27 protein-coding genes are annotated in these 25,680 nt (G+C 57.0%); 21 read left to right on the forward strand and 6 right to left on the reverse strand.

What is annotated here, in order from left to right; all coding sequences use genetic code 11:
• The first annotated feature begins 136 nt into the window (after positions 1–136).
• The 5 genes from SCT_RS03000 to SCT_RS03020 all read left to right on the forward strand — a co-directional run bounded on the left by SCT_RS03000 (position 137) and on the right by SCT_RS03020 (position 3,379).
• The gene (locus SCT_RS03000) at positions 137–508 is read left to right on the forward strand and encodes a hypothetical protein (RefSeq protein WP_059418870.1); all 372 of its coding nucleotides are present in this window, start codon (positions 137–139) and stop codon (positions 506–508) included.
• Between the two features lie 87 nt (positions 509–595).
• The gene (locus SCT_RS03005) at positions 596–1,291 is read left to right on the forward strand and encodes a c-type cytochrome (RefSeq protein WP_059418873.1); all 696 of its coding nucleotides are present in this window, start codon (positions 596–598) and stop codon (positions 1,289–1,291) included.
• A gap of 156 nt (positions 1,292–1,447) precedes the next feature.
• Complete coding sequence (locus SCT_RS03010) at positions 1,448–2,074, forward strand: c-type cytochrome (protein ID WP_059418877.1); 627 nt, start codon at positions 1,448–1,450, stop codon at positions 2,072–2,074.
• Between the two features lie 66 nt (positions 2,075–2,140).
• Positions 2,141–2,743 (forward strand): NapC/NirT family cytochrome c, encoded by a 603-nt coding sequence (locus SCT_RS03015; protein WP_059418878.1) that lies wholly within the window; start codon positions 2,141–2,143, stop codon positions 2,741–2,743.
• Between the two features lie 231 nt (positions 2,744–2,974).
• Positions 2,975–3,379, forward strand: a complete 405-nt coding sequence (locus SCT_RS03020; RefSeq protein WP_059418880.1) for an Rrf2 family transcriptional regulator — start codon at positions 2,975–2,977, stop codon at positions 3,377–3,379.
• 155 nt (positions 3,380–3,534) lie between these two features.
• Here the strand turns inward: SCT_RS03020 and SCT_RS03025 are convergent, their stop codons facing one another.
• From SCT_RS03025 to SCT_RS03040, 4 genes are read right to left on the reverse strand one after another with little or no spacing between them, the layout of a single operon-like run.
• A complete protein-coding gene (locus tag SCT_RS03025; RefSeq protein ID WP_059418882.1) occupies positions 3,535–4,437 on the reverse strand; it encodes a TauD/TfdA family dioxygenase in 903 nt (300 codons plus the stop codon).
• An 8-nt stretch (positions 4,438–4,445) separates the two neighbouring features.
• The gene (locus SCT_RS03030) at positions 4,446–5,762 is read right to left on the reverse strand and encodes a hypothetical protein (RefSeq protein ID WP_059418884.1); all 1,317 of its coding nucleotides are present in this window, start codon (positions 5,760–5,762) and stop codon (positions 4,446–4,448) included.
• The gene (locus tag SCT_RS03035) at positions 5,759–6,016 is read right to left on the reverse strand and encodes a DUF2249 domain-containing protein (protein ID WP_059418887.1); all 258 of its coding nucleotides are present in this window, start codon (positions 6,014–6,016) and stop codon (positions 5,759–5,761) included. Before SCT_RS03035 ends, SCT_RS03030 begins: the two co-directional genes overlap by 4 nt.
• A 14-nt stretch (positions 6,017–6,030) precedes the next feature.
• Positions 6,031–6,471 carry a hemerythrin domain-containing protein gene (locus tag SCT_RS03040; protein WP_059418889.1) on the reverse strand — a complete coding sequence of 147 codons (441 nt, stop codon included), beginning with the start codon at positions 6,469–6,471 and terminating at the stop codon, positions 6,031–6,033.
• A 383-nt stretch (positions 6,472–6,854) separates the two neighbouring features.
• Between SCT_RS03040 and SCT_RS03045 the strand changes: the two genes are divergently transcribed.
• The 10 genes from SCT_RS03045 to SCT_RS03090 all read left to right on the forward strand — a co-directional run bounded on the left by SCT_RS03045 (position 6,855) and on the right by SCT_RS03090 (position 14,632).
• The gene (locus tag SCT_RS03045) at positions 6,855–7,289 is read left to right on the forward strand and encodes a cytochrome c (RefSeq protein WP_059418891.1); all 435 of its coding nucleotides are present in this window, start codon (positions 6,855–6,857) and stop codon (positions 7,287–7,289) included.
• Between the two features lie 42 nt (positions 7,290–7,331).
• A complete protein-coding gene (locus SCT_RS03050) occupies positions 7,332–8,708 on the forward strand; it encodes a cbb3-type cytochrome c oxidase subunit I (RefSeq protein WP_059418894.1) in 1,377 nt (458 codons plus the stop codon).
• Between the two features lie 252 nt (positions 8,709–8,960).
• The gene (locus SCT_RS03055; RefSeq protein ID WP_059418897.1) at positions 8,961–9,551 is read left to right on the forward strand and encodes a cytochrome c oxidase subunit 3 family protein; all 591 of its coding nucleotides are present in this window, start codon (positions 8,961–8,963) and stop codon (positions 9,549–9,551) included.
• Between the two features lie 7 nt (positions 9,552–9,558).
• Entirely contained in the window at positions 9,559–9,846 is a 288-nt protein-coding gene (locus SCT_RS03060) for a cytochrome C oxidase subunit IV family protein (RefSeq protein WP_059418899.1), read from the forward strand.
• Positions 9,847–9,891: 45 nt separating this feature from the next.
• Complete coding sequence (locus SCT_RS03065; RefSeq protein WP_059418901.1) at positions 9,892–10,674, forward strand: CbbQ/NirQ/NorQ/GpvN family protein; 783 nt, start codon at positions 9,892–9,894, stop codon at positions 10,672–10,674.
• Positions 10,655–11,053 (forward strand): hypothetical protein, encoded by a 399-nt coding sequence (locus SCT_RS03070; RefSeq protein ID WP_059418903.1) that lies wholly within the window; start codon positions 10,655–10,657, stop codon positions 11,051–11,053. Before SCT_RS03065 ends, SCT_RS03070 begins: the two co-directional genes overlap by 20 nt.
• Positions 11,046–12,080 (forward strand): 4Fe-4S binding protein, encoded by a 1,035-nt coding sequence (locus SCT_RS03075; protein ID WP_059418905.1) that lies wholly within the window; start codon positions 11,046–11,048, stop codon positions 12,078–12,080. Before SCT_RS03070 ends, SCT_RS03075 begins: the two co-directional genes overlap by 8 nt.
• Positions 12,081–12,149: 69 nt before the next feature.
• On the forward strand, positions 12,150–13,988 hold the full coding sequence (locus SCT_RS03080) for a nitric oxide reductase activation protein NorD (RefSeq protein ID WP_059418908.1): 1,839 nt from the start codon (positions 12,150–12,152) through the stop codon (positions 13,986–13,988).
• A gap of 15 nt (positions 13,989–14,003) precedes the next feature.
• Entirely contained in the window at positions 14,004–14,405 is a 402-nt protein-coding gene (locus tag SCT_RS03085) for an Rrf2 family transcriptional regulator (protein ID WP_059418910.1), read from the forward strand.
• Positions 14,406–14,425: 20 nt separating this feature from the next.
• Complete coding sequence (locus tag SCT_RS03090; RefSeq protein ID WP_059418912.1) at positions 14,426–14,632, forward strand: SlyX family protein; 207 nt, start codon at positions 14,426–14,428, stop codon at positions 14,630–14,632.
• Between the two features lie 606 nt (positions 14,633–15,238).
• On the opposite strand, the gene SCT_RS16995 is transcribed toward SCT_RS03090, so the two are convergent.
• Together SCT_RS16995 and SCT_RS03095 are read right to left on the reverse strand one after the other, a co-directional pair.
• Positions 15,239–15,589 (reverse strand): hypothetical protein, encoded by a 351-nt coding sequence (locus SCT_RS16995; RefSeq protein WP_144408207.1) that lies wholly within the window; start codon positions 15,587–15,589, stop codon positions 15,239–15,241.
• A 203-nt stretch (positions 15,590–15,792) separates the two neighbouring features.
• Positions 15,793–17,019 (reverse strand): NnrS family protein, encoded by a 1,227-nt coding sequence (locus SCT_RS03095; RefSeq protein ID WP_059418913.1) that lies wholly within the window; start codon positions 17,017–17,019, stop codon positions 15,793–15,795.
• A 184-nt stretch (positions 17,020–17,203) separates the two neighbouring features.
• Between SCT_RS03095 and SCT_RS03100 the strand changes: the two genes are divergently transcribed.
• From SCT_RS03100 to SCT_RS03125, 6 genes are all read left to right on the forward strand, one after another.
• Complete coding sequence (locus tag SCT_RS03100) at positions 17,204–19,672, forward strand: serine/threonine protein kinase (protein ID WP_059418916.1); 2,469 nt, start codon at positions 17,204–17,206, stop codon at positions 19,670–19,672.
• Positions 19,673–19,686: 14 nt separating this feature from the next.
• A complete protein-coding gene (locus SCT_RS03105; protein WP_059418919.1) occupies positions 19,687–22,092 on the forward strand; it encodes a serine/threonine protein kinase in 2,406 nt (801 codons plus the stop codon).
• A 12-nt stretch (positions 22,093–22,104) separates the two neighbouring features.
• A complete protein-coding gene (locus tag SCT_RS03110; RefSeq protein ID WP_059418921.1) occupies positions 22,105–22,503 on the forward strand; it encodes a hypothetical protein in 399 nt (132 codons plus the stop codon).
• Positions 22,504–22,616: 113 nt separating this feature from the next.
• Complete coding sequence (locus SCT_RS03115) at positions 22,617–23,567, forward strand: TIGR01212 family radical SAM protein (protein WP_059418923.1); 951 nt, start codon at positions 22,617–22,619, stop codon at positions 23,565–23,567.
• Positions 23,557–24,570, forward strand: coding sequence for a peptidase U32 family protein (locus SCT_RS03120; protein ID WP_059418925.1), 1,014 nt, complete (start codon positions 23,557–23,559; stop codon positions 24,568–24,570). The genes SCT_RS03115 and SCT_RS03120 overlap by 11 nt, the downstream gene beginning before the upstream one ends.
• Before the next feature lie 109 nt (positions 24,571–24,679).
• Positions 24,680–25,600 (forward strand): U32 family peptidase, encoded by a 921-nt coding sequence (locus tag SCT_RS03125; RefSeq protein WP_059418926.1) that lies wholly within the window; start codon positions 24,680–24,682, stop codon positions 25,598–25,600.
• Positions 25,601–25,680 lie beyond the last annotated feature (80 nt).

A 25,680-nucleotide genomic window follows, 5' to 3' on the forward strand; every position in this document is an offset into this window, starting at 1 on the left:
AGAAATCCATCTGTAACTTGAGCCATACTGTGGCTTATCGGGTGGGTCAATTTTCAGTGCAAATCCCGGGTCAATATTCGGCGCAAATTAACACGGGGTCGACTTCACGCTGAGTCTTGCACCGCTCGGAGTTCCGGTGTGGCTCGAAAACCAGTTGATGTACAACCGCGAAAGCAATCCTACTGGATTCGGTCAGGAGTTCAAATGGCACGGCGGTTTCCATCAGCTCAACTGGCAGCCCTCGAAAGATTACATAACGTATGCCCGTTATGATTACATCAAGAGTGACGCTTTCGATGACACCTCGTCCACTGTAAATGGCCACACTGGCTTAACGAAGTCAGCACCGAGCGAACGGGACATCATCGTCGGTCTACAACACCTTGTGAACGCAAATACCAAGCTGGTCGCCGAGTATCGCCATCACGTCTTCGAGGACAAGGCCACGGCGACTTCGGCGCAACTCAAGGACGATGGGTTCACTTTACGTGCGATGTTTGGGTTCTGAGTCGAGCTCGACAAACATGTCACTAGCCGACGGTAGGGGTGGAAAGTCTCCCACCCCTACCGTCGGCGCATACGGGAGAATGAAATAATGCCAATAGATAAAATCCTGCTGTTTCTGCGTTTGACGATGCCCCCGATTCACCTCAAGGAGCCATGCAATCGCGGTCAATCAAGCACTGCCGCGAAATTCGCCGCATGGGGGTGCACGGCACTTTTCCTCGCGCCTGGCTCATGGGCGGCAGATGTAAATAAAGTGGTCGAGACCTGCGCAAGCTGCCACGGAAACAACGGCGTAAGCACCGAAGCGGATGTGCCGACTATCGCGGGTTATTCTGTCGAATACTTTTCTGGCGCAATGTTGGCGTACAAGAAGAAAGAAAGACCCTGCCCCGAGACGGAGATCCGAAGCGGGGAGAAAAAGGGAACAAAGAGCGACATGTGCCAAAACGTTAAGGATCTGAGTGACGCAGACATCGATCAGGTCGCAAAATTTTACGCCGGTAAGAAATTTGTTCGCTCCCCACAAAACTTTGATCCAGCCCTGGCAAAGAAGGGCAAGGAGATTCACGATGCCAACTGCGACAAATGCCATTTGGAGAACGGAAGCGTTGCCAGTGACGATGCCGGCATCCTGGCGGGCCAGCGGATGCAATACTTGAAAGCGCAGTTCGCGGATTTCAAGTCCGGTAAGCGTATGCCGCCGAAGAAAATGAAATTGAAGATAGACCAACTGGAGAAGGACGATATCGACGCATTGATCAATTTTTACGGCAGTATCAAATAGAAGCCGGAGATCTTACGGCTATGGGAATCTGAACCCACATGGGTCAGTAGTGGCAGTTGGGGTATGGCAGGCGCCGCCCATCGCGGGATGTTGGCGGGGCCGCCGCAAAATTAAATTCGGACCAACGTGCTTTGACGAAAGATGGAGAAAAAACCTATGAAACAAAAAACCACTGGATATTCATTATTGGCATGCGGTGCCCTATTCGGCATTTCTGTGGCAACTAGCGCAGCGGCGGCCGATGTGAGCAAGCTGACCGAGAGTTGCATCGGCTGCCACGGCAAGGGCGGAGCCAATACTGAGGTGGCCATTCCGAATATCGGTAGCTATTCCGCAGAATATATGACCGGTGCCATGAAGCTATACAAGACCAAGGAACGTCCTTGCCCGGAGGTCAAGATTCCTGGCGGCGCCAAGAAGGGTAGCAAATCCGATATGTGTCAGGCGATAAAAGATCTGAGCGACGCTGATATCAAGCAAATTGCCGACTCTTTTGCCGAGCAGAAATTTGTTCGAACTCCGCAGAAGTTTGATCCGGCATTGGCGAAGAAGGGTAAAGCGCTTCACGATAAGCTTTGTGAGAAATGTCATTCAGAAGGTGGCAGTGTGGCAAGTGACGATGCTGGTATCCTGGCGGGCCAGAAGATGGCTTATCTGGATGAACAGATCAAGTTCTTCACGGAAGGTAAGAGACCTATGGCCAAAAAGATGAAGCCGAAGCTGGAAGAACTGGACAAGGCCGGTATTGAAGCCGTTATTCATTATTACGGCAGCTTCAAGTAAAACGCCGGCACTCTGGTCGCGAGAGTTTCAAACCAGCAACGAGATAAATCAAAGGGAGTTAATGGTATGTCAGACCCGACTGAAACAAAGAAATCCAGTAGTCTCTGGCGTGCGTTACGCAGCTCGAGTGCCCGTTATTCTTTATTGACACTGCTGGGCGGGGGCTTCATCGCTGGCATTATCTTCTGGGGTGGCTTCAATACTGCCATGGAAGCGACCAATAAGATGGAGTTTTGTATTGGCTGCCATGAGATGAAGGATAACGTCTACCAGGAATACAAGAAAACCATTCATTACTCCAACCGCACCGGCGTGCGTGCCGTTTGTTCCGATTGCCACGTGCCTAAGGACTGGATACACAAGATGCAGCGCAAGATCCAGGCGATTGGAGAAGTGTGGGGAAAGCTGACGGGCACGATCGATACACGAGAAAAATTCCAGGCCAAGCGCATGGAGTTGGCGAAGCACGAATGGGCGCGCATGAAGGGCTCGGATTCACGCGAATGCCGCAACTGTCACAGCTTTGAGGGGATGAATCTGGAGATACAAGACAAGAGCGCAAAGAAAAAGCATGCGCAGGCCGCAATGCCCGGCTCCGGGAAGACTTGTATTGACTGCCACAAGGGAATTGCCCACGAGCTACCAGAGGGCGCATCTGAAAAAGACTAACCTGGAACCCTGTTTCAGGGTTCGCAAATGAGAAGAAAGCGGCCAGTACACGAGGAAAATTTTGGAGAGGATGTGTCTCGGCGACTATCTGACAAAGAGCGGACACTTGAGAAATTATAAAAATTTCTTTCCCCAGTAGGTCTTTGAGGGCGTCTGTGGACGCCCTCTGTTTTGCCGGATTTTAACTACGTATTTTTTTCTTTCTCGCCGCATGCTTATATTGGAGCCCCCATGATTTTATCCCGTACCAGCCAGTACGCTATCCGGGCCCTGATTTACTTTTCCTCCCTGCCATGTGGGGAGAGGATCACGAACAATAAGGTTGCTGAATATCTCGACGTCCCTGTAGCTTATCTTGCAAAAATTATGCAGAAACTCTGCAAAGGCAACCTGATTTATTCTCATCCCGGTCGCCATGGTGGGTTTTGTCTTCGCGAAGGCGGTGAAAAGACCAATCTAATACAGATCGTTAGCCTGATCGAAGGGGGCGGATTTGCCGATAAGTGGTTGTTGGATCTGGAAAACCGCAGTAATGAAATTACTTGCGTAGAGCATTCCATATGGAAACCGATCAGGGAGGATGTTTTCAGCCTGCTGAATGAACTGACCCTCGAACATCTGGCTCTGGCTGAGTAAAGCGGGAAACATCATTCTTCATCATCCAACTTACCTATAAAAAGTGATGGTCGGAGAAAACACTTTTGCTGCATGAAGGCTCAATGGCATGCGAACATTAATCCGGTCAGCGTGCATACCCCGGTTTACTCTACATCTTCGGTTCCGTTGCCTTGCTATAAACCGTACACTTCCCGCACCCCCGTGCCGGAAATCCGGTCATAGTAGCGTGCGCGGTAGAGCAGGCGCTTCTGGTCCGGAGTGTCATTGAAACCGGCGCGGTCGTGCAGCACATTGTTGCTGACCAGTCCCATTCCCGGCTCCAGGCGTCCACGGTAAATAAACGGCAGGTCGCTGGCGTGTAGTTTTTCCAGGAAGGCCACTGCCGCCAGGGTCAAATCGTCCTGCTTCCACACGATGCTGCGAGTGCGTGCGGTATAACGCATGTGCAGGTCGCCGCTTTCCGGATGGACAGAAAACACCGGGCCAACCGCATCCGGCCTGGCCACGCCATCCTCCTCGACCCGAGCCGGGATGGTCATGGCATCGGACTGCATCAGGGCACGGATAAAATCGGGGTTCTCGTCGCGCATCAGCAGGTAGGCGATCTCATGATCCAGCAAGGCATTTTCGCCGCCTTCCGCCGAACTCTGCACGCAATGCAGCTGCAGGCCCCAGATCTGGTGCTCCAGCGTATTGTAGTAGCCGTCGGTATGCCACTTGATCGGCTTATTGGAATAGGGAATGAAGCCATGGCGTGGCGAGTTCTCCACCACCTTGAGCGAAGTCAGGCCATCATCGTCGGCGAGCATGTTGCAATCCAGCCGCTCCAGTCCATACCGTTTGCCGAGCAGGCGCGGGATGTCCTTGTCCGGGTCGGTACCCGTCTTGCTGGCATAGACCGCCATATTGGTTTTCTGGCAGATCTGCAGAATCGCCTGATATTCAGACTGCGTCAGGCTGCGCGGGTCATTGATTTCAACCACGATCTGATCCAGGCGGGTTGGGTAGCCTTCCAGCTTGCGGTTGCGCCATGCCTGATAGGCGCTTTCGTTTTCAAGTAAAAATGGGCTTTGCATGATACCCCTCAAGTTGATGACGGTTCACCCTTAGGTGCAAGTTTGGCGTTCTGTTGATAGATCCGGAAAGCGTTCAGCAGATTAACCTCCAGCAATACCATGGAAGCGCCGAACAGCAACGCCGCCGGATAAATCAGCGGAGGCCAGAGCGCGGACAAAGCGAGCGCAGGCACAGCCGCGAAATGCAGCCACATCTGCCGGCGCATTCCCGGCTCCGGCATGATCAGTTTCATGTTCGGCACCCTCGCTACGCCCATCAGCAGGCTTTGCAGGTGAAACCAGATCAGAAACGGAACGATCTTGTAGAGCATGCCGTTCACCACCGACACTGCAAAACCGGCAATAAACAGGAACCCCAGCGCGATGTTATCGCCTTGCACTCGATCCAATACAGGAATGACCTGCCCGGCAACGCCCAATGCCAAAGCAAGCAGCAGACACACCATGCCGAAGCGCCAGAACAGCAGCGTCACATCAGACTGCTTGCGGCGTCGCCGCAACTGGAGGCGCAAAGTAACAATCGCAAACACTGTGAAAATGACTGCGGCGGCCAAACTCACTGCCAGAATCACCTGAACCTGTGCCCCCTCAGGCAACCAGTAAACAACCGACCACAGCAGCAAAAGCACGAATAGCGCCGTCGTCAGCCAACGCGTCAGCAACTTGGGGTAGGAAGGAGTAAGCTGGAACATCGGTACCACCTGGTAGGAAACGCCTGCCACCAGCAGGCCGACCCACCCCAACAGGCCCCAGGTCAAATGAAGATTGGTCAGTCGCACCCGTTCGATCAGCCACCAATCCCAGCCGTAATTACTGGCCAAAGTCAGGCCGAGGGCAACAGTGACCACCAGCGCGCTGACTGCATAGCGCATCCCAACCACAGTCGGATTGTCTGAAGACGCCCGCTTCAGGCTCAGGCCCACGGCGACGACAAACACCGTAAACCCGGTACCCAGCAGAAACATTGCGATGCGCATGGGCCAATGAGCACCGAGGAGAAAACCACCTGCCAGTAACACCACGCCTGGCAGCAGCAAAACATGGACGGCGCGCGCCACTCCCACCGGATGGGCAACCGGCGAACCCGCCACTACCGGCAGCATCTGCATCATGGCCCCGACCATCGCCATGCCGAGAAAACCAAGCGTCATCAAATGTGTCAACGCCAGCACCGACGGCTGCCAGCGGCTCTCCATCAGGGAAGGTCCGTACCACAGTGCGAGCAGGGCGGCCAACAGGCCGAACAGCGGCGCGCTCAGAAAAAAACGGAACGGCACCAGGATCGGCGGCGCCTGGCTGAAGGAAAGACCGGCTTCCAGTTTCATTCCTGCAGGCCATAGGGCGCAGCAGCCGCATCCCCCTTGCGCCAGATCAGAATCTCATGATGATCCTCAGATTTGGCTTCGGCCAGATGGTTAAACCCCCGTTTCGACAGCAGCGGGTACAGCAAACAGGGTTCGCGATGATGGATCATGCGCACACGTTCGCCCGGCTGCAGCGTCGCGACAGCATCCAGCACCTTTTCCAGCGGCTCGGGCGGCTCCAGCCCACGGACATCCAATACGCGCTCCTGACTCATCGCCGTTTCGCCCGCTATGCGCCCACAGCACGCATCTGCTGCAGCACTTCTTCCATTTCACCTGCCAGTGCCCGGTCGGCCATCAAATAGAGCATCTGCTCTTCCTTCATGTTGTGCTGCTGCATCATCACCAGCAGCGTCTCAGCCTGACCCAGGAATTCATCCCGGTCCTGTAGCTTCACCGCATCGGACATGGCATCGAATAATTCGCGCATCTGGACGTGCTCCATCCGCATCACCTGGGTCGGCCCCATGCTCATGCCAGTGCGCTCCTCGAAAGCGGGAAACAATACCTCTTCCTCCATCTTAAAATGATGGTGCATGGAATCGAGAAAGATCTGCAAATCGGCAGCAATCGTGCCCCAATCCTTCCCGGAAGCGGCTGCTTCCGCCTGCGAGAATAATTCGTCGCAGCGATGGTGATCGCTGGTCATATAACTACTGATAGAGCCCATGATAATCCTGTGTGACAAATCTAAATGCAAAAAAAATGGAAATTTATACCGGGCTGGATGCAGCCAATGATTCCATGTAAGATCCTGCCCGCAATTGAATACAAGATCACCTCTAGAATCAGGGTAAAAATTCGCGACAGAAGACACTCTCATTCTTGTTTAAGCGCTTCTCCGAATCCTTGACCTAAATCAAGGTTGCTTTCCCCCCTATCCACTAAATTGCAGTCTGCGCCGGAATGGATAGTAGAGCCATGTCCGTTCCAAGCGGGATAACAAAGCAAACCAGCCTATGTAAGGGAGGCCACGCAAAGAATATATGCGCGATTTAATGATTATAAGAAGTAAAAAGTAAGGTTTCTTTAGATTAACTTTAGGAGGTAAACATGAGCCAAGCATTTACCAAGTCAATGGCGCGAAACATTTTTTTCGGGGGATCAACATTTTTTTTCCTGCTCCTCGTCGCCCTGACTTTCGACACCATGCAGGTCCTGCCGAAGCGCGACCACCGGGAAAACATCACTCCCGCAGTGGAGCGCGGCAAGATGGTCTGGGAAAAGAACAACTGTATCGGTTGCCACACGCTGCTCGGTGAGGGTGCCTACTACGCGCCCGAGCTTGGCAATGTCTATGCACGGCGTGGCGGCGGCGATTTCATCAAGGCCTGGATCAAGAGCCGCCCTGCCGAAGGCACACCTGGCAACCGTCGCCAGATGCCGCAATTCAACCTGACCGATCAGGAACTGGATGACATGGTGGCATTTCTTAAGTGGACCGGCGAAATCAACACCGCCAAATGGCCGCCAAACATCGAAGGTTAATTTTGGCCACCCTGATTTCTTAAAGGCTTAGGAGGAAAACTTATGCAATATCAATCTCAGGCGGTAGCGAAGCCCTACTTCATCGCTGCCATTGGCCTATTCGTCGGACAGATCCTGTTCGGCCTGATCATGGGCCTGCAATACGTAATGGGAGACTTTCTGTTCCCGGCCATCCCCTTCAACGTTGCCCGCATGGTGCACACCAACTTGCTGATCGTGTGGCTGCTATTCGGCTTCATGGGTGCGGCCTACTACATCATCCCGGAAGAATCGGAACACGAGTTGTTCAGCCCCAAGCTGGCACTGCTCATGTTCTGGATTTTCCTGGTCGCCGGTGCGGCAACCATCGTCGGTTATCTGATGGTTCCATACGCCGCTCTGGCCAAGTACACCTTCAACGACCTGTGGCCGACGATGGGACGCGAGTTCCTGGAACAGCCACTACCCACTAAGTTGGGTATCGTGGTCGTGGCGCTGGCAATGCTCTTCAACATCACCATGACCGCGCTGAAAGGCCGCAAGACCTCGATCAGTATCGTTCTGCTGATGGGCTTGTGGGGCTTGGCGGTGTTCTTCCTGTTCTCCTTCTACAACCCCTCCAACCTGGTGCTGGACAAGTACTTCTGGTGGTGGACCGTGCATCTTTGGGTGGAAGGCGTATGGGAACTGATCCTCGGCGCGCTGCTGGCTTTCGTGCTGATCAAGGTAACGGGTGTCGACCGCGAAATCATCGAAAAGTGGCTGTACCTGATCATCGCCATGACCCTGATCACCGGCATCGTCGGCATGGGCCACCACTACTTCTGGATCGGCACGCCTGAGTACTGGCAGTGGTTTGGTTCGGTGTTCTCCGCGCTGGAGCCGATTCCTTTCTTCATGATGACCGTGTTCGCGTTCAACATGGTGAATCGTCGTCGTCGCGAGCATCCCAACAAGGCTGCCACGCTTTGGGCGCTGGGCACTGGCGTGATGTCGTTCCTCGGTGCTGGCGTGTGGGGCTTCCTGCACACCCTGGCTCCAGTGAACTTCTACACCCACGGCACCCAGATCACCGCTGCCCACGGCCACATGGCGTTCTACGGCGCGTATGTAATGGTGGTGCTGACCATCATCTCCTACGCCATGCCGATGATGCGTGGACGTGCGGCCAACAGCGAAAAGTCTCAGGTACTGGAAATGTGGTCGTTCTGGATGATGACCGTCTCCATCGTGTTCATCACCCTGTTCCTGACTGCTGCCGGCATCCTGCAAGTGTGGCTGCAGCGCGTATCTACTACACCGCTCGGCTTCATGGCGGCGCAGGACCAGATCACGCTGTTCTACTGGATGCGTGAGTTCACCGGTTTAATCTTCCTGACCGGCCTGGTTCTCTACATCATCAGTTTCTTCGTGGGTGGCGAAAGCAAGGAAGCCGCTTAAAGCCTGAAAGGGAGGGGTTCGCCCCTCCCTTTTTCAACTCCAAATACCAGACTATTTTAATGGGCTATTATCACGGGACGGCAAACGCTAGAATGTCGCGTTCTGCACCACACTGGTTAGTCCAATTCCGAATAAACAGGAAAACAAGGCGGCTAGGACAAGGCAACCCATACAGCACGTACTGTATGACGAGGAGCCCAGGATGAAGCCGGCACAGTGATCATTTTTATTCGGAATCGGAATTAAACATCAATGTCTACTCAAACCCTTACCCTGGATAGCCACAAGGCCGGCACTCCACCAGGCGATCTGGCAATCTGGTTTTTCATTTTTGCTGAACTGCTGGCATTCGGCATATTTTTTCTTTCTTACGCTTTTGCCCGCGCCCACAACGTCGAGTTATTCAACGAATCGCAACAACACCTCAATCGTGAATCCGGCGCCGTCAATACCGTGGTCCTGATCACCAGCAGCTATTTCGTGGTACGTGCCGTTGCCGCCATCCGCGAAGGGTTGTCGCGCCAGTGCGCCCACTGGCTGGCCGGCGCTATCGGCCTCGGCGGCGTGTTTCTGGTCATCAAGCTGTTTGAGTTTCACGCCAAATTTTCCGCCGGAATCTCGCTCAGCACCAATACCTTCTACATGTTCTATCTGTCGCTCACCATCTTCCACTTCATGCACGTTATCCTCGGCATGGTGATTCTGGCTGCGGTGATGCTCAAGGCACGGCGCGGCGGCTACAGCGCAGAGCACCACACCGGCGTCGAGACCGGTGCTTCCTACTGGCACATGGTAGACCTGCTGTGGATCATCCTGTTCCCCCTGGTTTACGTCATTCGTTAAGGCACTCATGAACAACATCGAAAACCAACGCAGCCAGTTCATCCGTCCCTGCACCCGCGTCTGGCTCGGGCTGCTGGCGCTGACCAGCGTCACCTACAGTATCGGCAGGATGGAACTGGGCGGCACGCAAATCGTGATGCTGGTGCTGATCATCACCTTCATCAAGGGCGAAATGGTCGCCGGCTTCTTCATGGGCCTGCGCAGAACCAGCCTGCTGTGGCGCGCCATCATGGCATCCTGGCTGCTGATAGTCGGCGGCGGCATCGCCATCGCCTACCTGACCGGACTCAAATAACTGCAACCAATACACCCACCTAATTGTCGAATTGAAAGTTCAGCCATGAGCAACGCGCCGTTCTACAAACCGCACAGCAACGAAATCGAATTATTCGAGCATGCTTACCGCAACCAGTTGCCACTGCTGATAAAGGGGCCGACCGGCTGCGGCAAAACCCGGTTTGTCGCACACATGGCAGCCAAACTCAACCGGCCGCTATACACCGTGGCCTGCCATGACGACCTGACTGCTGCCGACCTGGTCGGCCGCCATCTTATCGGCGATGGCCGCACTTACTGGAGCGACGGCCCGCTGTCACGCGCAGTACGCGAAGGCGGAATCTGTTACCTGGACGAGGTGGTAGAGGCGCGCAAGGACACGACCGTCGTCCTGCATCCCCTCTCCGACGACAGGCGCATTCTGCCGATCGAGCGCACTGGAGAAATTTTGCAGGCGCCGCCGGAGTTCATGCTGGTAGTGTCGTACAACCCCGGCTATCAGAACTTTTTGAAAGGAATGAAACCGAGCACGCGCCAGCGCTTCGTTTCCCTGCGCTTTGACTTTCCTGAGAGCGCACTGGAGCAGGAAATCCTGATCGGCGAAACCGGTGCCGACGCGATGCTGGCGAAGCGCCTGGTTAACCTGGCCAACGCCCTGCGCGCACTCAAGGAGCACGACCTGGAAGAGGCTGCCAGCACGCGCCTGCTGGTCTATGCCGCGACCCTGATCGGCAGCGGCTTCGATCCGGTGGACGCATGCCGTGCGGCGATGGTGGAAACCCTGACTGACGATGTAGAAACCGCCGACGCATTGATGGAGATCGTCCATGCCAGTTTCGGAAGATAGCGAACAGGAAATCCCCGGCCAGTCCCTGGCGGTCTGGGTGGAAACGCTATACCTCGCCAATCTGCTATTGGCACCAGGGCTGGCCTTTCTCATACTGCTTTGGCTGTATTTCAAGCGCAGCGCCAATATGCCGGCGCTCGCCCTCTGTCACCTGCGCCAGACAATTTCCACCAGCGTCTGGGCCGGCGTACTGCTGGTGATTGCCAACATCACCATCATCCTGCTCGGCGGCTATGCCGCACCGAAAACCTGGGTCATCGTGATTATCTATTTCACCACCTGCCACTCCACCCTGGTGCTGCTCGGCGTGCTCGGCCTGGCCAAGGCGATGGCGGGGCAGAAGTATGTCTATCCACTAGTCGGAAGACCCTGTGAGTAATACCCAACAAAAGCGACTCTGGTTCCAGGCCGGCTTCTTTATCCTGTTCTTGCTGGCACCGGTATTCGACCTGTTCCGCTTCGATCTCAACGTTAAGCACTTCTTCTTCCTCGGCATGAATTGGACACTGGGGCTGGATGACTTCCTCGCCCAGCGCATCGATGCAACTCAGGCCGCGATCAACCTCATCCTACGTGGCGGCCTGCCGATCCTAGGCGTGATCGGCACCGGCATCTGGATCTCGTGGAAATACGGTCGCCTCTACTGCGGCTGGCTGTGCCCGCATTTTTCGGTGGTGGAAACCATCAACGGCGTACTGCGCCGCGCCATCGGCAAGCAAAGCATCTGGGACAAGCACCCCCTGCCGGAACGCAATGCCGATGGCAGCATCACCAAGTCCAATCCGTTGTACTGGCTGGTGGCGGTGCCGCTAGCGCTAATCTTCGCCTTCGTTTGGGCGGTGGCGCTACTCACCTACCTGCTGCCGCCGGCCGAAATCTACGGCAACCTGTTGCACGGCGAACTGACCGGTAACCAGGCCCGTTTTATCGGCGTCGGCACTTTCCTGTTCTTCATCGAGTTCACGTTCGCGCGCCACCTGTTCTGCCGCTACGCCTGCGCCGTCGGCCTGTTCCAGTCGCTGGCCTGGATGGGCAACCGCAAGGCGATGGTGATCGGCTTCGACCGCAAGCGCGCCCTCGCCTGTGCCGACTGCAACGCCGCCTGCGACAACGTCTGCCCGATGCGCCTCAAACCGCGTTCGACCAAGCGCCACATGTTCACCTGTACCCAGTGCGGCCAATGCGCCAATGCCTGCTCCCAAGTCCAAGACGGAAAGCCCATGGGGACACTGCTGAAATGGGTGGATCAGGAATGCGCCCTCGACAAATCAACGCGCGATTTCGGCCATCACGACGAAATTCCTGAACATTGCTTTGAACAAAATAAATTACCCGAAGAGGCGCAGGGACACGGAAAACTGCACGATCAATTTCCTTCAAATCGCAGCTCTTCGATAGCCAGCTAGAACGGGATGCAAACAATCTTCATCATGATTCTCTCTGCGCCTCCGCGCCTCCGCGGTGAAAGTATTTAAATGGAAGAAACAGTAGGCGCACTCTGGCACAAGTTCATCACCGGCGCGGCAGAGAAGCGCTATCCGCAGGAAGCGGTGACGCTCGAAAGCATGAGCAAGACCGCCGGCATCTTCTTCCGAGCCCTCGGTGGCGACAGCGGTCTCGACGTCAGGGCGGCCAGCGCCACCGAACACGGGGCGCGCCGCAGCCTGCTGCAGCGCATCGCCGGCAGCGGCGAAAAAACCGCACTGACCTGGCTCGACGAAGACACCCTGCGCCTGCCAGCGATGCTCGACATCCTGCCGCAGCGCAGCCTCAACCGCGACCTCTACCTGTGGCTGATTGCCCTGGCGGCAGTGGGCGAGCCCGACCAGCGCTCCTGGATCATGCGCAGCCAGCAGGCCACCCTCACTGTATTCGAGCGCTTCCCCGGCCTGCGTTCGCGCTACCGGCGCCTGCTCGACGCCACGCTGGCACTACGCCCCGACCCGGCCAGGCTGCCGCCGGATGAAGCCGCCATGGAACTGGCCATCCGCACTGCACTGCAAAATCCCGGCAGCGTCGACAAGCTGCCGCGCGCCAACCGTCCGCCTCACCCGGTGCGCCTGTGGCTGCACCCCAACCCGCCGCGTTCGATGCCACAGCAGGCAGGCGACAAAGCCGCCCCCGGCGAACCGCAGCAGGAAGGCGACGGCAACAGCAAGAAAACCGACGACACCCAGCGCCGCCAGGCAGAACGGGTGGACATGCCGGACAACAAGAACCCCTTCATCCTGTTCTTCCGTGCCGAAAGTATTTTCAGCTGGGCCGAATACATCAAGGCCAACCGTCCGACCGAGGATAACAGCGACCCGGGCGCCGACCCGGCCATAGATGACCTCAACCACCTGAGCGTGGCACAGGACGGCAAAAGCGTCGCTTCGCGCCTGCGATTCGATCTCGACCTGCCTTCCGCTGCACAGGACGACATGCCGCTCGGGCAGGGCATCCTGCTACCGGAATGGCACTACAAGAAGCAGATCCTGCAGCCCGACCACTGCTGCCTGCAGCCGATGGTCGCGCGCGCAGCGCCTCCCTGTCCGCTGCCTCACCACCTCGCTGCCACTGCGCGCCGCATCCGTAGCCAGTTCGAGGCGCTTACACCGGCGCGGGTGTGGATCAGGGGCCAGTTCGACGGCACCGAGCCCGACCTGGACGCCTGCGTCCAGTTCACCGCCGACCGGCTCACCGGCCACGCCGCCGAGCGCGGCCTGTACCGCGCCCACCACTACCGCGACCGTGACCTCGCCTGTCTGATGCTGGCCGATCTGTCGCTCTCCACCGACGCATGGGTGAGCGACACCGCCCGCGTCATCGACGTCGTCCGCGACAGCCTGTACCTGTTCGCCGAGGCGCTCTCCGCCACCGGCGACCGCTTCAGCCTGTACGGCTTTTCCTCGCTCAAGCGCGACAACGTGCGCTTCCACGTCCTCAAGGAATTCGGCGAGAAATACAACGCCAGCATCCGCGGCCGCATCGCCGCCATCAAGCCCGGCTACTACACCCGCATGGGTGCCGCCATCCGCCACGCCAGCCAGCTTCTGACGAAACAGCAGGCGACGCAAAGAATTTTGTTCATCCTCACCGACGGCAAACCCAACGATCTCGACCAGTACGAAGGGCGCTACGGCATCGAAGACACCCGCGTCGCCCTGCTCGAAGCGCGCCAGATGGGGCTGCGTCCATTCTGCGTCACCATCGACGAAAAGGCCGGCAGCTACCTGCCGCACTTGTTCGGCATCGGCGGATATGTTGTAATCAGGAAACCATCGGAGCTGCCGAAACAGCTGCCGCTGCTGTATGCGCAGCTGACCCGCTAACCCACCGAACCTTCCATGCACCTGACCCGCTACACCGACTACTCCCTGCGCACACTGATCTATCTCGGCACGAGACCGGAAAAGCTCGCCACCATCAGCGAAATCGCCACCTATCACGACATCTCGCGCAACCACTTGATGAAGGTGGTGCACCAGCTCGGCGCAAACGGCTATATCGACACCCTGCGCGGCAAGGGCGGCGGCATCAAACTGGCGCGCCCGCCGGAGCAGATCGTGGTGGGCGACGTGGTGCGCAGCATGGAAGAGAACATGGACATCGTCGCCTGCTTCCAACCCGACTTCAGCGCCTGCGTCCTGGCTCCCGCCTGCCGCCTGAAAACCGCCATGGGCGAGGCCCTGCAAAGTTTTCTTGCAACGCTGGATCTGTACACTCTGGCCGATTTGCTCGGTGAGTAACAGAAAGACATGAAATAAAGATGAGCGAAGACCGGCTGATTGAAATCGAAATAAAGCTCTCCCACCAGGAAGTTACGGTCGAAGAGTTGAACCAGGTAGTCTGCCAGCAACAAAAAAAGATCGACCACCTGGAAGCCATTTGCGAAGCGCTGATCCGGCACGTCAAGGAATTATCGGACGGCGCAGCCGAACAGCGTACGACGAACGAAACCCCGCCCCATTACTAAACCGGTTGTCCATCCGGACGTAGCCGCCAATACTTGGGTGCATATTTGACGAACCAGGGCATGGGCAGAGGCAATCGTCTGCCCGGCAACCATCCTGCCGTGGGGTGGGATGCCCCGGATTCCATTTCATTTCATCCGGGCTACGCTTGCTGCACCTTCGATGAGTGAGGGCTGGAAAGGGTTAGATACTCGGGCTACGTCTTAGATACCCCAACCTACGCAGCTGAGTCACTTGCACTGCACTACTCGCGAAAGCAGATCACCATAGCCTTGTATAACTGAACCAAAGCACGCAATAACAATGGCTACTCGCGCGGCACTGTGTCCTTCCTGTGTTCGCCAAAAAGGCATGGAGTCTGCCTTAGGTGTTGTTAACACCTGCCAATATTCAAGTAGCACCCCTGAAACAGCCACAAGACTCCCTGACCGCTGAAACCACGACCAATCACGAAGTGCCCAGCTGAAGTACAAACTGACGCCAGCAATCAGTGCCGCGACCGTGAATGTGAGCGCATGGTTCATTGATGACCTTTCCGTCTACGTCTGAATTCACTAGCCTGCTCGGCTTTTCACGCAGGCCGGTAGGTAGAATGAATTGTTAGAGAATTAGTTGAGCGATTTGTCATGCTTGTGTTGTTTTTCGCCGCAGACGTAATCCCTAAAGAGCACAACATAGAGCTTTTCTGGCTGGTCACGGGCAAAAACAACCCCCTGTTTGTCTCGCATTTCCAAATATCCAACTTTGCAATTTAGGACTGCGGTAAAGCCAGTGTCATCGGCACCATTCGGGCCGCCTTTATAGAGGCGTACTGCGCGCAGATCACCATTTGAACGAACTGCTTTAGGGTTGTAGCAGAGTCGCTGCCGCGTATTGCTGTCTTCGGAGCATGAAAGTTGAACCGCTTGCGCCGGAAGCGATGCAACAAAAAACAGTAACGCAGCAAGTAGTCGGAGCATGTAAACCTCTAACGAATAGCGTTTATCCGCTGCCCCACCCGATTCTGCAAGAGCCCCACGACCTATTGGAGGCGGATAAACTTTGTTGGACTGAACTGCGGGAAAGGCGGAACTTATGGGGATTGTAAGGTTACGCGGGAGGAAGTCAACCGAATGTCATGAAGCAGAGAAATCAACCCGCCGCCACAGGGCTTCAACTCAGCTTATCCCGGCTGCCCATCCGACCTTGGCCGCCAATACTTGGGTGCATATTTGACGAACCAGGGCGTAAAACAAGCGAGCCAGACCGCAGCGGCACACAGGTAGAAATGACCTGCCGCCGCGCCAGCCAGCGGCAGGTCTCCGCCGATGCGAGCCAGTGCGGCGAGCTGGAATCCCCAGAACAGTGCCCAGGTAGGGCCATCTGCCTGAAGTTCCGCGCCGGAATGGCCGAGCGTGACGCGCGAGGCCATGCCCAGTACCATAGAACCGAACAGGCCGATGGTCAGGGCATGTAACGGCGCGAAGCCCAGAATGACGACACCGGCCAGCAGCGCAAGGCTCTGCACGGCATACAGCGCCAGCGCGATAGAGGTCCAGGCAAAAGCGATGTGCAATACTGCCAACAAACGCACTTCGAAGCTGCGGCGCAGCTGCCAGTGCCAGCTCAAATACAGTGTCTGCGCCAGCAAGGGCAGGTCGAACAGCCATAGCCAGGTGTTCCAGCCCAGAATTTCCAGCGTGCCGTGGCCATAAACACACACCAGCATCACACTGAGCGCGCCGGTGGGCCGGACGATTTTATAGTTGTCCAGCACCCGGCTGGAGAAGAACGGAATCATGCGGTGGCCGACGGTAAAGAAGATCGGCAGCAGCAAAAACCACACTCCGGCCTTGAGGGAAAACAGCGCGAACAGGGCGTTACCGGTCACCAACCAGAGCAGGTAGGCCAGAATGCCAAGCCAGCCCATGCCAAGGGCGACGCTGGTGATTCTGGGGTGCAGCTTGTCAGGATGACGCGCAGTGATCAGTACGTCGAGCAGCGCATAAAAAGCGATGCCCCAGCCGGCCAGCATCAGTACCAGCGCGACGATCAGCAGCCCTTTTCCGGCCAGCAGGCCGAGGTAAAACAGCAGCACGCCGCACGCCAGCAGCAGGAAAGCCGGCACATAGCGGCGCGGCGGCACCTTGGCGCCATTCATCCAGCTGGGATAGACAGTCATCAGGAAGCCGAAGATGAAAAATGGGAAGAAGCCGTAAATCATCAGGAAGCCGTGCGCCCAAGTGGCCGGAATCGCCCAGGTCGGTGCCAGCCAGGCGGAGGTATAGCGGCCGATCAACTCGGTCAGCCACCAGACGATAGCAGCCAGCCCCTGTACCGCACCAGCCAGAAACATCATGCGATGGGGCGCGGCGGAAAACGTGCGCCAGACGGAATTAACTTGCGACATATTCAGCCTTGATTCAACCGTAAAACGCTATTTTACTCTGGTTCCGCCCGGCTGACCGCGATTGACTCACCAAAAGTAAGCGCCTCCAGGCGACAATCTGCCATATCTATTGCAGAATAGCGTTGTATAACGATTTATCGATATTTTTTCTACCTCCAGACAACGAGTAGTCCCCGAAAACAGCATGAATCAAGACATACAGAAAATCGACCGATTTGAAGTGACCCGGATTCTGGGCAAGGGTGCGCAGAGTGTGGTTTATCTCGCTTACGATCCCAAGCTGCAACGCGAAGTGGCGATCAAAACCCTGCATTTCACGAAACAGAAGGACCAGCAGAACGAGATTCAGGCGCTGATCCAGGAATCGCGCACAGTCAGCAAGATGCGTCACCCCAACCTCGTACCTATTTTTGAGGCTGGGGAATACGAAGGCGATCCTTATCTGGTATTCGAGTATGTCGAGGGTCAGACCCTGGCCGATCTGCTGCGAGAAAAAGGGGCTCTGCCCACCAACGAGGCTATCGGCATTATCGGCCCGGTGCTCGACGCCGTCGCCCATGCTCACCAGAATGGCATCATCCACCGAGACCTGAAACCCTCCAACATTCTGATCAGCCCGGAAGGCATCCCGCGGGTGATGGATTTCGGCATCGCCGAACGCATCTCCGACAAACCGGGCGAGCACAACGATGTTCTGATAGGCACGCCAGCCTATATGGCGCCAGAATACATCGACGGCCGGACAGTCAGCGAAAAAAATGATATTTTCGCCGCCGGCCTGATCCTTTACGAAATGGTGGTTGGGCACAAGGCAGTACAGGGCAGCAACATTTACCAGGTCATGCACCGCATCGCTTCCGAACCGATCGAGCTCCCTCCGAGCAGCGAAATAGCCATCGATGAAAAGCTTGGCGACATCATCCTCAAGGCGCTGGCAAAAAAGCCTCTCGACCGCTATGCCAGCGCCGAGGAGATGGGGGAGGCGCTGCACGCGTTCATGCTGGCGGGTGAAGAAGCCTCTCCTCCCTCCACCGAATCGAAACAGAGCACGCTGGATTTCCTGCTGCGGCGGATGCGCCACAGAGGCGATTTCCCTGCCCTGTCGGAGTCGGTCAGTTCCATCAACCGTGTGGTTTCCTCCGACCGGGAGAGCATCAACAAGCTTTCCAACTCGATCCTGAAGGATTTCGCCCTCACCAATAAGATTCTGCGACTGGTCAACACTGCCTTCTATAGCACATACGGCGGCGGCACCATCAGCACCATTTCGCGCGCCGTGATCATTCTCGGCTTCGACGCGGTGCGCAACATCGCTGTCACCCTGATCCTGTTCGAACACATGCAGAACAAGGCTCATGCGACGCATCTGAAGGAAGAATTCATTCAGACCCTGTTCAGCGGGCTCATAGCCAAGGATATTGCCAAAGGCGCCTCCAAAGACATCAAGGATCCTGAAGAAGCTTTTATCTGCTCGATGTTCCATAACCTGGGGCGCCTCCTGGCCATGTTCTATTTCCAGGAAGAGGCCGAAAGCATAAACAGGGTCATGGCCCAGAAAGAATGCAACGAAGATATTGCTTCCGCCCAGGTGCTCGGCATTTCCTACCAGGACTTGGGCATCGGCATCGCCAGGACCTGGGGCTTCCCGGAACAGATCGTGCACAGCATGCGCAAGCTGCCGCCCGATTCCGTCCCCCGTCCCAAAACACCCATGGATAAGCTGCGCATCATCACCAGCTTCTCCAATGAACTGTGCGAAATCGTAGCCAATACTCCCAGCGAGGACCGGCTGAAGTCGATCAAAAAGCTCTCCGGGCGCTATGGCGACAGCATGCCGATCCAGGAAAAGCAGTTACAGCAGACCCTGGAGAAAGCCCTCGACGAAATCACCCAGTTCGCCGGCACGGTACGTCTGGGAATAAGGCAGAGCCAGATCGGCAAGCAAGTCGCCACCTGGACGGGACACACCCATCAAGGAGAGGTCATAAAGGAAGGAGCAGCAGAGCTCGCTGCTGACGGCACCAGTCTGACTGAGGCAGAATCGCAGATGCAGGACACGGTGGCGATCACCGCAACAGAGGGAGTCACACTGGCCCAGGCAAAGTTGCCGGAAGACATGGGAAACAAGCCGAATGCTGGCAATGCCCAGGCCATCCTCACCGCCGGCATCCAGGACATCAGCAATTCCCTGGTGGATGGCTGCTCCCTCAACGACCTCCTGCGCATGATCCTGGAAACCATGTACCGCAGCATGGGCTTTCAGCGCGTTCTACTATGCATCAAGGATGCCAAGCAGAACGCCATGGTCGGGCGCTTCGGCTTCGGCGAGGATATCAACCAGACCATCAAGACCTTCAAGTTCCCCCTCAGCTATACTCCGGATGTGTTCCACGCCGCCTTGTCGAAGGGCGTGGACATCCTGATTTCCGACATCAACGAACCGAAAATCAAGGATCGCATTCCGGACTGGTATCGCAAGACTATTACCGCCCAGACCTTCGTGCTGTTTCCGCTGAATATCAAAAATGTACCGGTAGCGTTGATATATGCGGACAAGGAGCCGGCAGGCGGCATCAACATGCCGGAAAACGAGCTGAGCCTGTTAAGGACACTGCGTAACCAGGCCTTGCTGGCAATCAAGCAGACGCTATAGCGGGACTACCCGGCATGCTACAAAACATCGGCAGATTCCAGGTCCTGCGCATTCTGGGCAGAGGAGCCCAGAGCGTGGTGTATCTGGCCCATGACCCGCAACTTCAGCGCGAGGTTGCAATCAAGACCATGCATTTCTCCCAGCAGGAGGATCGGGATCTCAAGATCGGGGCGCTGATCCAGGAATCGCGCACGGTCAGCCGGCTGCAGCACCCCAACATCGTGCCGATCTTCGAAGCCGGGGAGCACGACAGCAATCCCTACCTGGTGTTCGAATACGTCGAGGGCAAAACCCTGGCGGCGCTGTTGAAGGAAGATGGCGCCCTGCCGGTGCCGCGCGCTATCCAGATCATCCAGCAGGTACTCGACGCCATCGCTCACGCCCACCAGCACAAGATCATCCATCGCGACCTCAAACCCTCCAACATTCTGATGAACCCGGAAGGCATCCCGCGCGTGATGGATTTTGGCATCGCCACCAAGATCAGCGGCGCGGCCCACCAGGGCAACGAGCTGATGGGTACGCCCGCATACATGTCGCCGGAATACATCAACACCCGCGAGGTCAGCATCAAGGGTGACATCTTTGCCGCCGGCCTGATCCTCTACGAAATGGTCACCGGTAAGCGCGCGGTGCAGGGTAACGACATTTTCCAGATCCTCAACCAGATCGTGAATGGCCCGATTTTCAACCCCGCCGAAGCCAGCGAATTCATCGACGAGAAACTCGGCGACATCATCCTCAAGGCGCTGGCGCCGAACCCGCTCGACCGCTATGCCAGCGCGCAGGAAATGCGTGATGCGCTGCACACCTACATGGTGATGGATGCGGATGGCCTGCCCATACTCTCGGAACAATCGCGCAGAAGCACGGTGGATTTCCTGCTCCGGCGCATGCGCCATAAAAGCGATTTCCCCGCTCTCTCCGAGTCGGTCAGCATCATCAACAAAATCCTCGCATCAGGCGGACAGGACAGCTTCGAAAAACTGTCGCGTGCCATCCTCAAGGATGTCGCCCTCACCAACAAGATTCTCAAGCTGGTCAATTCCGCCTACTACGGCCAGCATGATAGCGGCAAGATCACCACCATCTCACGCGCGGTCGTCATCCTTGGCCTGGATGCGCTGCGCAACCTCTCTGTCACCCTGATGCTGTTCGATCACATGCAGAACAAGGCGCTCGTCACCCAACTCAAGGATGAATTCCTGCGCGCCCTGTTCAGCGCCATTCTGGCCAAGGGCATCGCTGCCAAGGTTGTTGCGCGGGGGGATGCCGAAGAAATCTTCATCTGCGCCATGTTCCACAATCTTGGACGGATGCTGTCACTGTTCTACTTTCCCGAAGAAACCAGGGAAATCGAAAAAACCATGGCGCAAAAGGAGTATAGCGAGGATGTCGCCTCCACCCAGGTGCTAGGCATTTCCTACCGGAACCTGGGCATGGAAATCGCGCGCATCTGGGGCTTTCCTGACCAGATTGTGGAAAGCATGCGCCAGCTGCCGTCAGGGAAAATCCGGAAAGACACCCCCTACGACATGCTGCACCTCATCGCAGCCCATGCCAACGAGCTGTGCGAAGCCATCGCCTACGCCTCGCGCGAAAATCGGACCAGCGCGATCCAGACTGTCGCGCGCCGCTTCGAAGATGCCGTGCGCCTGACCGAAAAACAGATGACCACTGCCTTGGAAAAAGCCGTGGAAGAAGCCATTCAATACGCCGGCACTATCCGCCTCAACCTGCAGCATAGTCAATTCGGAAAACACCTCATCGACTGGGCCGGCGGAGCGGAATACCGGGAAAGCGCCGCCGATGACGATGCCCCTACCGTTCACAACACCGCCTTTGCACCGGAAATACTCGCGGCGCGCGGCTCAATAGCCAACGCAACAGACGAGGATGAACGGCTCGACGGCCAGATCATTCTGGCCGAAGGGCTCCAGAACATCAGCCAGGCCCTGCTCGATGGCACACCCCTGAATACCCTTCTGCGTATGGCCCTGGAAACACTCCATCAGGGCATGGGATTTCAGCATATCCTGTTGTGCATCAAGGATCGTAAAACCGATTCCATGACCGGGCGCTTCGGGCTGGGCCAGGATATTGCGCAAATCACCCGCGATTTCAAGTTCTCTCTGCGCCCTTCGAATGACGTATTTCATGCTGTGCTGAGCAAGAACTCCGACATCCTGATCGCCGACATCAATTCGCCGAAGATCAGAGCAAGCATTCCGGACTGGTTTCGCAAGGCCGTTTCCGCCCAGACCTTCATCCTGCTTCCGCTTTCCCTCAACAACACACCGGTGGCACTGATTTACGCCGACAAGGAGCACGCCGGCGACATCGCCCTGACCCGGAAAGAACTCTGTCTGCTGCGCGCACTGCGCAACCAGGCCGCACTCGCCTTCAAGCAAATTGTTTAGGAGAACCACATCATGATGGAATACATTTTCTTCAACGCCGAATTGGCCGAGCGCTTCGCCGAATTCACCCGCCTGATCGGTGCCGGCTGCGAGGAACGCAACGACAACATGGGGCTGATAGTGGCCGTGCCGGAAGATCTCGACGAGGAACTCGACAACCGTCTGGACACCTATTACGCCCACCTGCTCGACGAGCAGGCCGAGATGGTAGAGGAAGCCGAGCCCGGCCTCAAGCACGTTACCACCATCAACATCACCCTCGCCGACGGCCAACCCTGCGCGATCCGCATCGAGCCGGCGATGATGAACCGCCTGATGAGCTGCCTCAGCATCGATGAAATTCACCAGTTCGCCACCACTATCGCCCACAGCGTGGAGAATCCGGACAACCGCCCACTGTGCCAGACCTGATTCATTTTTCTTGACCCGGCAGGGTTGATGCTTTCGGGCAGTCATGCTAGCCTAAACGGCCTTTATAGACCTTTAAATCCGAATAGATTTTAGCTAGCAGAAACCGACACCCGATGGTTCTTTCCGACCGTATACACACCTATGGGCAGCTCCTGCTGCGACGCCATGGCGAGCGCGTGCACAAGATCGCCCTCGACGCCGGCCTGACCTGCCCCAACCGCGATGGCAGCAAAGGGATCGGCGGTTGCACCTTCTGCAACAACGAGTCGTTCAGCCCCAATGGGCGCAAGCCGCCCACCCTGCAGGAGCAGCTGAGCTCGGGAAGAAACGCCATCACCCGTTGCACCCGCGCCAAAAAATTTATCGCCTACTTCCAGGCCTATACCAATACCTACGCCAAGATCGAGCAATTGCGCGAGATGTATGAGGAAGCCCTGGCCGAGCCTGACGTGATCGGGCTCTCCATCGGCACCCGCCCCGACTGCGTACCGCCGGAGGTGCTCGACCTGCTCGCCGGATACTGCGAGCGCGGCGTCGAAGTCGTACTTGAGCTCGGCCTGCAATCCGCCTTCGATGAAACCTTGAACAAGGTAAACCGCGGCCACGGCCTGGCCGAATACCTCACAACCACGACCGCGGCCCGCGAGCGAGGTATCCCGGTATGCGCCCACCTGATCGTCGGCCTGCCCGGCGAAACCGAGGAACACTACCACGCCAGCCTGGATACCGTAATTGAGCACGGCGTGGACGGGCTCAAGCTGCACCCACTGCATGTCGTCAAGCACACCGTGCTCGCCCAGGAATGGCGGCGCGGCGAATACCAGCCACTGAGCCAGGAAGACTACACCCGCATCGTCTCCGACCTGATCGAACGTACGCCGGAGGATATTGTCTTTCACCGCGTCACCGGCACCGCATCCAGGGATATCCTGCTTGCCCCCGACTGGTGTTCTAAGAAATGGGATGTACTCAACAAGATCGAGCAGGAACTGAGAAGGCGGGATACCCGCCAGGGACAGTTCGCTTGCCCCATAACCAAGGAAGAACTCAGACATGTCGCCTAAAGCATCTCTCGAACTGGTCTGCCCCGCAGGCAACCTGCCCGCCCTGAAGGTCGCTGTCGATAACGGCGCCGACTGCGTCTACATGGGCTTCAAGGACAACACCAACGCACGCGCCTTCGCCGGGCTGAACTTCGACCAGGCCAGCGCCCGCGAAGGCGTGCGCTACGCCCACGCCAGGGGCGCCAAGGTGCTGCTCGCGCTCAACACCTTCCCGCAGTCCGACACATGGGAGCGCTGGCAGGCGGCGGTGGATAATGCAGTGGAACTCGGCATCGACGCCGTCATTTTGGCCGACCCCGGCCTGATGCGCTACGCGGCGAAGAACTACCCGAACCTGCGCCTGCACCTGTCGGTGCAAGGCTCTGCGACAAATTATGAAGCGATCAACTTCTACCACGAACACTTCGGCATCCAGCGCGCGGTCATCCCACGCGTACTGTCGCTGGCCCAGGTCGAACAGGTGGTAAAAAACACCCCGGTGGAAATTGAGCTATTCGGCTTCGGCGGCCTGTGTGTCATGGTCGAAGGGCGCTGCGCCCTGTCTTCCTACGCCACCGGCGAATCGCCCAATACCTGCGGCGTCTGCTCGCCAGCCAAGGCGGTGCGCTGGGAACAAACACCCACAGGCCTGGAATCGCGCCTCAACGGCATCCTGCTCGACCGCTACGGCAAAGACGAAAATGCCGGCTACCCGACCCTGTGCAAGGGCCGCTTCGAGGTCAACAAAGAAACCTACTACGCCATCGAAGAGCCGACCAGCCTCAACACCCTGGAGATGCTGCCGGAAATGATCGCTATGGGCATCGCCGCAATCAAGATCGAAGGCCGCCAGCGTAGCCCCGCCTATGTCGAACAAGTCACCAAGGTCTGGCGCTCCGCCATCGACTCCGCCAAACGCGCGCCGCAAAGCTACGCTGTCAACCCAGCGTGGATGGCGCAACTGAATAAGGTCGCCGAAGGGCAGCAAAACACCTTGGGTGCGTATCACCGCCCGTGGAAGTGAAAAGTAATTTACCGCAAAGGTGCGCGAAGGAATTCAACTTCATAAAAGGTTTTCCCTTACGTTACCTTGCGTCCTTTGCGGTGAACATGGTTTTTAAAGAGATCTCGATATGAAACTAGCACTAGGCCCCATCCTCTACTACTGGGAACGTGAAACGACATTCAGTTTCTACGACGAAATCGCCGCCTCTCCGGTGGATATCGTCTACCTCGGCGAAACCGTCTGCTCGCGCCGCCACACCCTGCGCACCGAAGACTGGATTGAAGTCGCGGAAAAACTCACCGCCGCCGGCAAGGAAGTGGTCCTTTCCAGCCAGGCGCTGATCGAGTCGGAATCCGATTTGAAGACCCTGCGCCGCATCGCTGGCAACGGTAATTTTTCAGTGGAAGCCAACGACATGGGTGCAGTGCATCTACTCTCCGCCACCAAGCTTCCCTTTGTCGCCGGACCCCATATCAACACCTACAACCCACAGACGCTGGCCCTGCTGGCCGAACTCGGGGCGAATCGCTGGGTCATGCCGGTGGAAATGTCGCGCGACGCGCTAGTCCACATGCAGGCAGCGCGTCCCGTCGGCATGGAGACCGAGGTCTTCGCCTACGGCCGCCTGCCACTGGCATTCTCAGCGCGCTGCTTCACCGCCCGTCACCATAACCTGCCCAAGGACGACTGCCAGTTCCGCTGCATGGACTACGTCAACGGCCTCACCCTGAAAACCCGCGAAGGCCAGCCCTTCCTCGCCCTGAACGGCACCCAGACCCAGTCCGCCAGCGTCTACAACCTGATCGGCGAACTCGATGCGATGCGCGAAACCGGCGTCGACGTGGTGCGCATCAGCCCACAGGCGTTTTTCACCGCCAAAATCCTCAGACTGTTCCGCGAAGTCATGGACAACCGCCTTCCCGCCCAGACGGCCAACCAGCAGATGGCCAAGCTCATGCCCGACCAGGCCTGCGACGGCTACTGGCATGGCCGACCGGGTATCGAACAGAGCTATCTGCAAGCGGCCTCGGCTGAGGATGCGGCCTGATACATCGGCTGAACTGCCCCTGCCTCCCACGTCGTTACCTGAAAAACAGGGATTCCCCTATATTCGCCAAGGCTTGATTT

Source organism: Sulfuricella sp. T08, assembly GCF_000971475.1.
GTDB lineage: Bacteria > Pseudomonadota > Gammaproteobacteria > Burkholderiales > Sulfuricellaceae > Sulfuricella.